This window comes from Marinifilum caeruleilacunae, assembly GCF_013141825.1.
Taxonomy (GTDB): Bacteria; Bacteroidota; Bacteroidia; order Bacteroidales; family Marinifilaceae; genus Marinifilum; species Marinifilum caeruleilacunae.
Window position 1 is genome coordinate 119,285 of sequence record NZ_RZNH01000011.1, and the last position, 12,194, is coordinate 131,478.

Genomic DNA, 12,194 nt, shown 5'->3' on the forward strand with positions numbered 1-12,194 from the left:
TCGGTTAGTAAACCGAGAATACATATTGATAGAATAAAACTAATACGGAGTTTAAGCGGAATACTGGTTTCCGAGCTTCTTCTTATTTAATTTTAATGCGATAAAGACTAAAAAAATTGAGAGCAGATAAATAAGAATTCCATAAATGCTAACAATCATTGTGGTTTTTAAGGCTGCAAATATTACCACTGGCTCATAATTAAGAGATTTGACAGCTCCTTCTTTCGCAGCCCTAAAGCATCCAAAAAATCCAAACATCTGACCCAAAATTCCAGTAACAAGGGCAAATAATCCTATTGATTTTCCATATCCAAGTTTTCGTAAAAAAACTGCTTTATCGATTTGTTGAGAACTGTATACAAGAATAATGTGATAAATAATCCAGGCAAGTGTAATTATTAACAAAAGCGTAAGTACCCACATGAAAAAAGGTCCTCCAATAATAAATAAATCTTTCATAATTAATTAATTTTGTACTTAATGCTTCTGCCAAATTATAAGAGATAAGAAGATTCACAAAGGTCGAATCCGCATCTTATCCGGTTGTTGGTCCACTCTAAATGGTAATAAAGAGAACTTTGCCGAAATTAGCTCGAAAAAAATAAATATAATGAATATAAAACCGAAAAATCTCCATTTACATATTGCCTATTGGATTTTTACTCTACTCGTTTTAATCCGGGCATTTGGGTTTTCATGGGAAGATAAAACCCATGCATTTTACTTCGTAGGAACGATTTTTCTGATTGTAATAGGAACATCATATTTTTTCAATTATGTGCTAGTACGGAAATTTTACTATACAAAAAGATATGGAAGATTTACATTTTATACCTTTTGTATGGCTATCATTTCGTTTTACCTTGAAATGCTGGTTTTACTATTTTTTTATATCTATCTGGTAGACTTGAATTATTTTGGTTTAGATCCTGATGCAGCTCAACCATTACTTCTGGCAGTTGTATTGTATTTTTTGATACTTGTAGGTAGCTTTTTATTGATGATTACCCAAATCAAAGAAAATCAGCAAGTAATTCAACAACTGGTGGATGAAAAAGAGAAGATGAAAAATTCTTTTCTTGAAATCATGTCGAATCGGAAAATGGCCAAAATACCTTATGATAATATTGTTTACATTGAAAGCTTATCGAATTACATTAAGGTAATTACATTAGACAATGAAATTATAAGCAAAGAGAAAATAAGTAAACTATATGAGAGATTACCTGATGGTTTTTTAAGAATTCATCGTTCATTTATTATCAATACAGAAAGAATTAAAGAGCGCTCACTCGATGAGGTTTTGGTTGAGGATGTTAGGCTAAATATTGGAAGGACTTACAGAAAAGAAGTAAAAGAGTTGCTTAATCAGAGAGCTTAAAATTATTATTTATAAATATCATAGCCGATCCCTGCTCTATAGTTTTGCGCTCGGTGAAATACATGTGTTTTGTATAATTAGTAAGTTAACTTCCTTAAGTTCAACGGGGAGTAAATTAGGGTAAATCAACAAAAGTAAATGTTTGTAAATCGCATTAAAACAGCTGGTTACAAATAAAAGTCAAGGTTCTGGTGGGGTCACAAGTAATTGAAGCTGATAGAGTTATCAGCTTTTTTATGGAGTCCTGATGTTACTTAACACACTCGATTAAAAATTTCATCCTTTCAATATGATTATTTAGAATGCCCATTAGGCTTGTTTTATCCGCTTTGCGGTCTAAAATCTATCCATAAAGTCAATTTGTTGATAAATACTTGAAGCCTTTTAAAAAAGGCTAAAAGGTGCTTCTATGCTATTCGGTTAACCATTTATTTTGCATTCGTAGTTCTTTTGTTGTTAATTTCTATATTTATAACTTGAAGATCCTAAATATTATGAATTTATTCATTCCAATTGTAATGATGAGATTTTATGTTTTAATAATGATAACACTCACAATTTTTCTTACCTCATGTTTAAAAGTGAAGAAGAATAATTTTACGAGTGAAATTCAACAAGAAACCGAAGGGGAAGCTCCTTCTATGGCATCTTCTCCAACTAAAGAAGTTTATTACAGGACGAAAAATGGAATTACAGATACTATCGTTGTCGATTCTACATTAGTTAAAGCTTTTATAGTTGATATGGATACAATAGACAATAAAATCTACATAGCGTATTCAAAATCAGAAGTAAAATATTCCGTTAAAGCAGATTCAAGTATTTTTTATATTGCACACTTTTTTAATTCTGTGGATTTAAATAGTGAACCTTTAAAAAAGTATCACCTTTTCAAGCATGGTAAGATTAAACCTAATGAACAAGAACTAAAAATAACGGATTTTGGTTGGTATGAAGACCATATTGAAATAAAACAAATAAAGAAAATACCTTTTGCTGACTCTATTACTTATGTAAAAACAAGATCTTTTCATGATGATGGCTTATACGTACATACCTTGATAGAGGATTCAAGTGATGGATTTCTTAAATTATTTGAAATTCAATGTTCTAATAAATCGATCGACTTCAAAGTTGTTAGTGATTCCATAATTCAAGTTCACTTTTATATTTACAACGATCAAATTAGTTTGAAAGATAGCCTTAGCTATAATTTAGGATCAAGAAAGAGATTAAATTAAGTATAAAAATGCCTTATATATTGGGACTCTTATTTATGGTCAGTTTGTAATATCCTAAAAACTAGCAGGGAGTAAATTAGGGGATGTTCTCAAAAATATAAGCCTGTAAAATGCATAAACACAGGTGTATATAAGGAAAAATCAAGGTTCTGGTGGGGTCACAAAATATTATAAGCTCCGAATCCAAAAAGGATTACGGAGTTTTTTTGCTTAAGTGAAACAAGTTATATACGCCTACCTCTTGCTATTCCAGATACTAAAGAACCTAAATAAATCAGAAAGCATATTTCATGAAGCACACAAGCAAAAGAGCTGTTTTTTAATGCTTAGATAGAATTGATTACAAGAATTTATTGCTTAATGGTGAGGTTTATTTTATTTCAATTAGTATATTTGCAACAATGTTGCATATGAATCGCTGTTGCAAAAATGAAACAAATTTCTAAAATATTACAAGAAAGAGATTTGGTACGTACTTCATGTCGTGAAGAAATTATTGAGGCTATTGTTGAGTCGCCAACTCCTTTGTCGGAAGAGGAAATAAAAACTGTTATTTCCGGCAATTTCGACAGGACAACTTTGTACCGTACTTTTAAAACTCTTCTTGAAAAGGAGGTCATTCACAAAATTGTAATTGACAAAACCCTTGTAAAATATGCAATTACTGAGAAGCTGAACCGAAGCAAGCAACATGCCCATTTTTATTGCCTGAAATGTAGCGAGGTGTATTGCATTCCTGAGGTAAATTGGGATTATAAAGGTTTGCCTGATAATTATAAACCTAAGCAATCCGAGCTTTTAATAAAAGGATATTGTTCAAATTGTAATTAATCAAAAAAATATGGATAGTAGAATCCCAGTAACAATTATAACAGGATTTTTAGGGGCTGGAAAAACAACTTTACTCAATCAATTGATAAAAGACCATCCTCAAAAAAAGTTTGCCATTATTGAGAATGAGTTTGGTGAAATTGGAATTGATGGTGGTTTAATAGTAGGTACAGACGAGAACATTTTCGAACTCTCCAATGGCTGTATCTGCTGTTCATTAAGCGAAGGTTTTTATGAAACGATTACAAAGTTATTGGACAGTCCTCATCCGTTTAATCACCTACTGATTGAAACCACAGGAATAGCCGATCCGGACTCTATTATTAAGGCCTTTCTTTCAATGGAAGTAATTCAGATGAACTTTAGACTCGATAGCGTTATTTGTCTAGCTGATTGTGCCAATATGGAAGATCTGATCGATGAGCAGCCTGAAGTTAGAAAACAATTGGCATTGGCAGATGTGGTGCTTTTAAATAAAGCAGACACGATTCAAGAGAACTATTTGAAAAAATTACAAGCTGTGATAATTGGGATCAATTCCACTGCAACAATTTATCCTGTAGAATTCGCAAATCTGAGTGGTGTTGATTTGCTTGATTTAAAAGCATTCTCGGCTCGAACCATTGAGAAATCAAGCATGTCGTTTCAAAACTTATCGATAGTAGGTGATGCGATTGATCCTCAGCCTTCATTATTAAGTAAGCCAATTGTTCATTCAACCAAACACCATCATGAACATCAGCACGATATAAAATCTTTTGGGTTTAAGATTCCAGGGAGTTTTGATATGATGAAATTTGATATATGGATGGAGAGTTTTCTCTACTTTAATCAAGATACCGTATTCAGAGTAAAAGGAATACTTAGCTTTGATAATGTTCCGGAGAAAGGAATTTTTCAGGCGGTTAGGAGCAACTACATGATTGAAGCCGGAGAGAAATGGGGAACAGAAGCCCGTTTTAGCATCTTAATTTTTATTGGAAAAGAACTTAACCAGAAAATGCTGGATGAAAACCTCTGCCAACTGCTTGCAAAACCTGTTGAAGCGATCAAATCGGAAGCTGGATAATAAATCAATTTTATTGACTTTAAATGTACAATCATTCCAGACCTTATACTTAAAAATAAGAAATCAATGAAAATCTCAGCAGATAATATTGGTATGGCAAGCACAACTTTATGTCTTGTACATTGTATTTTAACTCCATTTATTTTTATTGCCCAGGCTTGTGCTGCAAGCTGCTGCGCTGAGAGCCCTGTTTGGTGGCGAGTTATAGACTTCCTTTTTCTTGTTATCTCCTTTATTGCCGTTTATTTTGCAGCCAAAAACAGCTCAAAGCGATGGGTAAAGATAGCACTCTATGTTCTTTTTGCTTTTCTAAGCTTTTTCATTATTAATGAACATGCTGGCAGTTTACAATTAAATAGAATTTTCTTGTATACACCTGCATTTTTATTATTTGCCTTGCATTTGTACAACAAAAAGTATTGCCAATGCCAGGATGAATGTTATACTGTCTAAAAAACAAAATATGATGACTAAAAAGTTACCAGTTACAGTTTTAAGCGGTTTTTTGGGAGCTGGCAAAACAACCTTGCTTAACCACATTTTGCATAACAAAGAAAATCTTCGTGCTGCTGTTATTGTCAACGATATGAGCGAGGTAAACATAGATGCACAATTGGTTGAAAATGAAAATGTTCTCTCGCGTACTGATGAGAAACTTGTTGAAATGAGCAACGGTTGCATTTGCTGTACCTTGCGTGAAGACCTTGTAAAAGAAGTCGAAAAACTGGCACAGCAGAATCGCTTCGATTATCTATTTATAGAAAGTACGGGTATTAGCGAACCCATACCTGTGGCACAAACATTTACATATGCTTTTGAAGAATCAGGAATTGACCTTACGAAATGGGCAAGGCTTGATACCATGGTAACCGTTGTGGATGCTTTCAATTTTGAAAAAGATTTTGATAGCTTAGATACCATAGCAAACCGGGGCATGAATGATGATGATCCTGAAGATCAGCGTACAATTGTAAACTTATTGACTGACCAGATTGAATTTGCCAATGTGATTATCATTAACAAAGCCGACTTGATTAGTGAGGAAAGACTGGTGCAATTAAAAGCAATCATTCATAAATTGAATCCAGTAGCCAAAATATTGGAATCAAGTTTTGCAAAAATTAACCTGAAAGAGATTGTAAATACTGAACTATTCAATTTTGAAGAAGCTTCTTCGGCTGCAGGTTGGATTAAAGAACTTGAGGGAGAACATACCCCAGAAACAGAGGAGTATGACATTTCTTCCTTTATTTTCCGAGATAAACGGCCTTTTCATCCTGAAAGGTTTTGGCGTTATGTGAATTTCGAATGGGATGGAGCAATTATCCGAAGTAAAGGACTGTTCTGGATTGCCTCACGACCTAAAGAGGCTATAAACTGGAGTCAGGCCGGAGGATCATTACGAGCTGATAAAGCAGGTGTTTGGTGGGCTTCCCTTGATATAATTGAACGGAATCAACATCCAGCGTTTCAGCAAAACGAAGAATACATTATGAGCAAATGGGACCAACGTTTTGGCGACAGGCAAAACGAACTTGTTATTATAGGACAGGATATGGATGAAGAAGCAATAAAACAGGAATTGCAAGCTTGTTTATGCACCGAAGCAGAAATTAGAACTATGGAATTGAATGCAGATAATTTTGTGGATGAATGGCCAGTTTAAATATTTTTAACAATGAATTGTAATTTAAGCAGAACCAAAAACGATAATTTTAAAATTTGTAATTGAATAAATATGGCCCTTATAAAAACGGAAGCTCTTTCGTATCAATATCCCGGAGGAAAGATTTTAAATTTCCCCGCTTTGCAAATTGGAATAAATGAATCATGGCTGCTTACAGGAAACTCAGGAAGTGGAAAAACTACCTTGCTTCATTTAATTTCAGGCATTTTAATGCCATCTAGCGGAACATTGCAAATTGCCAATACATTGCTAAATAATTTAAGACCAGCAGAGATTGATGTCTACCGAGCCAAAAACATTGGCATGGTTTTTCAAAAAAGCTATTTTATTGATGCCTTAAGCATGCATAAGAATTTGTTGTACTTCGCTGAATTATCGGGAAAAAAGGCAGATATAGAATTTGTGAATAAACTTTTGAACGATTTAGGAATAGCAAATTTAGCACGCAAGAAACCTACAACACTAAGTAGTGGAGAACTTCAGCGTTTTTCAATTGCAAGAGCCCTTATAAATAAACCTGGAATTATTTTAGCCGATGAACCTACGTCTAGCCTAGATGACGATAATTGTAAGCGTTTTATCGAGTTAATTATTGGTATTTGCAAAAGTTACGGTGTAACTCTTGTAGTAGCAACTCATGATGCACGATTGAAAAAAGAATTTGTAAATACAATCCAACTAAATTAAGTATGCTGACAATAGTAAAAATAGCAGTTGCAAAATTGCTTCATAAACCATACAATAGTGCGTTAAGTGTACTTTTATTTGCAATAGGTGTAGCACTTATTTCATTGATAATAAAAACAGAAACCTTGCTGAATAATCAATACAAAAACAATTTAGCAGGAATCGATTTAGTTGTTGGAGCAAAGGGCAGTCCGTTGCAACTCATTTTATCATCGGTACTACATATTGATGCACCTACGGGCAATATCCCTCTTGAGGAAGTGAAAAGAGTTCAAAGTAATCCTTTGGTTAAAAACACTATTCCGATAGCACTGGGCGATAGCCATAAAGGTTTTCGCATAGTAGGAACACATACCGATTATTTACAACTGTATGCATGCGAATTTCAGGAAGGTAATTCGTTCTCAGAGCCTTTTGAAGCTGTAATTGGGGCGAATGTTAGCAAAAAGACAGGACTAAAAATTGGAGATACATTTACAGGTGTGCATGGATTCTTGGAGGAAGGACATAGTCATGAAGACTTTCGCTACACGGTAACTGGTGTGCTTAAAAGATCAGGAAATGTAACGGACAATCTGATTCTATCACCAGTTGAAAGCGTTTGGATGGTGCATGGTCATAACAAAAATGGTGGAGAATGGGAGCATAAGAATTGTGATTGTTGTGAACACGAACAGCATGATCATAGTGAACATGGAGAAGAAGAGCATCATCATCATGAAAATTGTGAACACGACCATCATGAGCACGATGAAACATACACTCATGAAGATCAACATGAACATGAATATGAAGGTAATACTCATGAAATTGAAACACTGGAGCAGCTGCAGAATAAGCTTTCGCAAGGAGGAGAACTAAGTGAAGAAGAAGCCAAATTGTATATGGAATTGAAAGGACAATTGGTTGTTAAAACTACAGAAGCATCTGAAGAAATTACAGCCTTGTTGGTTTTCTATAAAAGTCCGCAGGCAGCAATTAGTTTACCTCGTGCTATCAACCAAAATACCACTATGCAAGCTGCCTCTCCGGCACTTGAATTGAACAGACTGATTTCAATGTTGGGTATGGGACTTAATACACTAAGGTTGCTGGCATGGATAATCATTGTGATCTCAGCCATTAATATTTTTATTTACCTACTAAATATATTCAATCAAAGCATTTTCGAATTGGCACTTTTACGCCTTGCTGGAGCTTCAAAACTTAAAGTTGTTGCTTTGCTCTATGCTCAGGGGATATTTTTGGCAGTTTCAGGTTGGTTCATTGGTATGATTGTTTCCTACGTAATATGGATGTATTTACCTCAGTTTGAACTTGGCAGATATTTCGATATTGGCGTTTTCTTCAAAGAACTGATTCTATTGTTATTTTGTGTTGGCATAGGTTTGTTGGTGGCCCTCATACCTGCAATAAAGGCATATAAAAACAATTTGCATTTTACCTTAAGCCGTTAATCATGAAATTTAAGTTTCTATTTGTTTGCCTTATAATATTTGCTTCTTTTTCCTTGAAAGGACAAGATTTAACCAACGATAAAGTGTGGGATTTATTACTGGATGATGTTAAGATCAGGTATTATTACTCCTTTAAGTACGACGCATTATTGCCAAGACCTAAATTTGGAAAAGAATTAAAAAAAATAGATGGGCAAAGCATAAAAGTAAAAGGCTTCTTTTTGCCTGTTGATATCACTGGAAACATTTATGTACTTTCTTACAATCCCATGAACACATGTTTTTTTTGTACAGGAGATGGACTTCAAACCATTATAGAATTAAATGTTTCGCCAGAGTATTTAAGAAACTTTAAACGATTGAGAACAGATAATTACTTTGAAATAGAAGGAAAATTAAAACTCAATAATAATAATTCTGAACATCTAATCTATATCATGGATGAAGTCAAATTTGTGAAGTTGATAAAATAGAAATAACATGTTATTGAACCAGATTAATGAACTGTCTGTATGGTGGTTAATTGATATTCAATTTAAAGAATAATATATGCAGATATTAAATAGACCCAGAAGAAATAGGAAGTCGACAGCCATTCGAGAAATGCTTTGTGAAACCAGGTTGGATGTCGCCCAGTTAGTATATCCATTATTTATTGTAGATGGCAATGGCATTCAAGATGAAGTAAAATCTATGCCTGGTAATTACAGATGGTCATTAGATTTACTTTTAAAAGAAATAGAGTCGTGTATTGCACTAGGAATTCAGCAGTATGTTTTGTTTCCTGCTGTCGAAGAGCATTTAAAAGACAATATTGCTTCCTATAGTTACTCAAATGATAACTTTTATTTAAATGCCATAAATAAGATTAAAACTACATTTCCACAAATCACCTTGATTTCGGATGTGGCAATGGATCCATATTCATCTGATGGACATGATGGTTTTGTTGCCAATGGCCAAATAGACAATGATGCAACTTTACCCATTTTGGCTCAAATGACAATTGCCCAAGCACAGGCCGGAATTGATATTATTGGTCCTTCGGATATGATGGATGGGCGAGTTGGCTTCCTCAGACAAGCCATGGATAAAGAAGGTTTTGTAAATACAAGCATTATGTCGTATACAGCCAAATACGCTTCAGCATATTATGGCCCTTTTAGAGATGCTTTAGATTCTGCACCAAAAGCGGGAGATAAGAAAACCTATCAGATGAATCCCGCCAATAAGATGGAAGCAGTAAGAGAGGCAAATCTGGATGAGAGTGAAGGAGCTGATATTTTAATGGTGAAGCCAGCTATATTGTATTTGGATGTGATCCAATTGTTGAAGCAGAATTCTAATTTACCGATTGCCGCTTATAACGTGAGTGGGGAGTGCTCCATGTTAATGGCAGCTGCACAAAAAGGTTATTTAAACTATGAAGCAGCAATGCAAGAAATGTTGATAAGTATTGCAAGAGCGGGAGCTGACATCATTTTAACTTATTTTGCCAAAGATTACGCCAGATTAATGAAGAAGTAATTTCAAAATTATCGCACTGTTTAAAAGAATTTTGACAGCAAGATAAAAAGCCGACAAGCTGTCGGCTTTTTATCTTAGTTTCGGCTTTTAACATTCGCTATTCAAAACATTCTCTACCGATTTTGCTGTATCTAAAACCATTTTATCGAACGGAATTGGCTCCCAATTAAAAATATTCTTGCTTGCCATTACGCTACCTTCATATTTCTTACCCACATAAGGCATCATGCCTTTCATTTCGCTATTGAAATTGGCCAGGAATTTCACCATAAAATTAGGAGCTACTTTAGTGCTTACCTTTTCATACCCCTTGGTTTTTAAAAGTTCTGTTATCTCCTGGTAAGAATGAGCTCTTTCGGTGGCAACAATTAAACGTTGACCAGTAGCTTGCTCGTTTTCCAAAGCCAGTACATGAATTTTTGCAACATCTCGCACATCGGACATGTTAATGCTCGCATGTATCATTTGCTTTAATTCACCAGTCATGATTCGCTTAAACAATGTCATCGATTCTCCAGACAAATCATCGGAAAGGCTCGGGCCGTAAACCGGTCCCGGGTGAATGGTAACCAATTCCATATCTTTCTCTTTTACAAACTCCCAGGCACTTTTTTCAGCAAGGGTTTTACTTTTTAGGTAGGCAGTGGCATTTTTGGCATTCACCTCAGTCCAACTATTCTGATCGATATTTTCATCGCCCTTAACATCTCCTAACATGGCTACCATAGAAGAGGTTAGTACAACACGCTTTATTCCAGCTTTGTGGGCTGCTTTTAAGGCACGTTGTGTTCCTTCAACAGCTGGTTTAATCAGCTCGTTTTCATCTTTTGGGATTTTAGAAAAAAATGGTGAAGCCACGTGCATTACAAAATCGCAATCAGATACGGCCTCGTCCCAGGCATCATCTTTTAAAAGATCCAACTCACAGAATTCCAATTTTCCTTTCGGATCAACGAATTTTGTAATCGTGTCTGTAAGCTTTTCTGCTTTCGATAAGCTTCTTACTGAACCTTTTACAGCATAACCTTGTTGTAGCAGCTCAGCTGCACAATGCAAGCCAATATAGCCTGATATTCCCGTTAACAATACTTTTTTCATAAATTATCACTTTTATTTTGCAAGTAAAACTACATTTATTACTTTTGTTTTGCAAGTAAAAATTATAAATCTATGAAAAATACTTTTCGATGTAAATGTCCAATTACCTCAGCTCTAGATATTTTAGGGGATAAATGGTCCTTAGTTGTAATAAAACAAATGCTATTCGAAGGCAAAAGCATGTTTAAAGATTTTACCGATAGTCCAGAAGCCATTGCCACCAACATACTATCTGCAAGGTTGAAAACACTTGAGGATTTTGGAATCATCGACAAACAAAAACTGCCTACCAATCGAAAAACCAACATTTACACTCTTACAGCCAAAGGGTTATCTCTAGTGCCTGTTTTGGTAGAATTCACATTATGGAGTAAAAACCATGTTCAGGACTTTAATCCCGATATGAATTTAGATGAGAAATTGGAATGGGTAGAAAAGAACAAGGAAGCAGCATTCAAACAGATTGCTGAAAACTACAAAGAGTACAAACAATCACTTTTAAAAGTAAAGAAAGATGAATAAGAATCGTGGGACAAAAATCGAAATCAACAGTCATTTACAAGATCACTGGACAGAACAGGAAAGCGAAAATGTGAAAGTAGTCGTAGACTTTTTCCAGCGTTTAATGAATGAACACGATTTTGAGTATACACTTAATAAATATGCAGGAGGCTCATATATCCAGCATAATAGAGCAATCAAAAATGAGATTTCGGGTGTTGTTGACTATGTAAAAACGCTAACAAAAAGATTTCCCGAATATTCTTTCGATGTAAAAAGGATTATTGCCGATGGCGATTTTGTGGTTTTACACAGCCATTGTACCATGAAAGAAAAACACAGAGGCAATGAAAAGAAAGGCTTTATTATTACTGATACTTTTCGCCTGGAAAATGGAAAATTGGCAGAACATTGGGATGCCATTCAACCAATCGATACTTTTTCAAGATTTTTGTTCCTGTTGACAGGGGGCAGCATTGGAAACAATAATCCTACATTTTAAAGTAATTAGAGATAAACTTATGTGTAAAAATGAAAGCTGATAGAAATGTCAGCTTTTTTTATATCCTACCTTTCCATTTTGCCAATATCTGGTGCTGAAAGTATCAATCTTACATTTCATTAAATCGATATTCACCTATCGTTTGTCGATTCTCATTAATCGTTTGTCGATATCGCTTGATATAATCCATTGATTTGTTCAAATTATGAACAG

General features: G+C 34.6%; 14 protein-coding genes. 12 read left to right on the top strand and 2 right to left on the bottom strand.

Translation table 11 applies throughout. The features are described from left to right. Positions 1-51 precede the first annotated feature (51 nt). On the bottom strand, positions 52-459 hold the full coding sequence (locus ELS83_RS08835) for a hypothetical protein (protein WP_171595182.1): 408 nt from the start codon (positions 457-459) through the stop codon (positions 52-54). A gap of 382 nt (positions 460-841) precedes the next feature. On the opposite strand from ELS83_RS08835, the gene ELS83_RS08840 reads away from it, so the two are divergent. The 10 genes from ELS83_RS08840 (at position 842) to hemB (ending at position 9,880) form a co-directional block, all read left to right on the top strand. Next, positions 842-1,381, top strand: a complete 540-nt coding sequence (locus ELS83_RS08840; protein WP_171595183.1) for a LytR/AlgR family response regulator transcription factor — start codon at positions 842-844, stop codon at positions 1,379-1,381. A 581-nt stretch (positions 1,382-1,962) separates the two neighbouring features. Next, positions 1,963-2,622, top strand: coding sequence for a hypothetical protein (locus ELS83_RS08845; protein WP_171595184.1), 660 nt, complete (start codon positions 1,963-1,965; stop codon positions 2,620-2,622). 429 nt (positions 2,623-3,051) lie between these two features. Beyond that, entirely contained in the window at positions 3,052-3,453 is a 402-nt protein-coding gene (locus ELS83_RS08850) for a Fur family transcriptional regulator (RefSeq protein WP_171595185.1), read from the top strand. Between the two features lie 10 nt (positions 3,454-3,463). Beyond that, positions 3,464-4,522, top strand: a complete 1,059-nt coding sequence (locus ELS83_RS08855) for a CobW family GTP-binding protein (RefSeq protein ID WP_171595186.1) — start codon at positions 3,464-3,466, stop codon at positions 4,520-4,522. Between the two features lie 93 nt (positions 4,523-4,615). Continuing rightward, positions 4,616-4,975 (top strand): MerC domain-containing protein, encoded by a 360-nt coding sequence (locus ELS83_RS08860; protein ID WP_171595187.1) that lies wholly within the window; start codon positions 4,616-4,618, stop codon positions 4,973-4,975. Positions 4,976-4,988: 13 nt separating this feature from the next. Then, entirely contained in the window at positions 4,989-6,188 is a 1,200-nt protein-coding gene (locus ELS83_RS08865) for a GTP-binding protein (RefSeq protein ID WP_171595188.1), read from the top strand. A gap of 72 nt (positions 6,189-6,260) precedes the next feature. Further along, positions 6,261-6,896, top strand: a complete 636-nt coding sequence (locus ELS83_RS08870) for an ABC transporter ATP-binding protein (protein ID WP_171595189.1) — start codon at positions 6,261-6,263, stop codon at positions 6,894-6,896. 2 nt (positions 6,897-6,898) lie between these two features. Then, complete coding sequence (locus ELS83_RS08875; RefSeq protein WP_171595190.1) at positions 6,899-8,353, top strand: ABC transporter permease; 1,455 nt, start codon at positions 6,899-6,901, stop codon at positions 8,351-8,353. A 2-nt stretch (positions 8,354-8,355) separates the two neighbouring features. Then, positions 8,356-8,826, top strand: coding sequence for a hypothetical protein (locus ELS83_RS08880; RefSeq protein WP_171595191.1), 471 nt, complete (start codon positions 8,356-8,358; stop codon positions 8,824-8,826). A 76-nt stretch (positions 8,827-8,902) separates the two neighbouring features. Then, positions 8,903-9,880 (top strand): porphobilinogen synthase, encoded by a 978-nt coding sequence (gene hemB, locus ELS83_RS08885; protein WP_171595192.1) that lies wholly within the window; start codon positions 8,903-8,905, stop codon positions 9,878-9,880. A gap of 87 nt (positions 9,881-9,967) precedes the next feature. Here the strand turns inward: hemB and ELS83_RS08890 are convergent, their stop codons facing one another. Then, positions 9,968-10,978 (bottom strand): SDR family oxidoreductase, encoded by a 1,011-nt coding sequence (locus tag ELS83_RS08890; protein ID WP_171595193.1) that lies wholly within the window; start codon positions 10,976-10,978, stop codon positions 9,968-9,970. Positions 10,979-11,050: 72 nt separating this feature from the next. Here ELS83_RS08890 and ELS83_RS08895 point away from each other — a divergent pair, with 72 nt between their 5' ends. Together ELS83_RS08895 and ELS83_RS08900 are read left to right on the top strand one after the other, a co-directional pair. After that, entirely contained in the window at positions 11,051-11,500 is a 450-nt protein-coding gene (locus ELS83_RS08895; protein WP_171595194.1) for a winged helix-turn-helix transcriptional regulator, read from the top strand. Further along, positions 11,493-11,981 (top strand): nuclear transport factor 2 family protein, encoded by a 489-nt coding sequence (locus ELS83_RS08900; protein WP_171595195.1) that lies wholly within the window; start codon positions 11,493-11,495, stop codon positions 11,979-11,981. The genes ELS83_RS08895 and ELS83_RS08900 overlap by 8 nt, the downstream gene beginning before the upstream one ends. Positions 11,982-12,194: the final 213 nt, after the last annotated feature.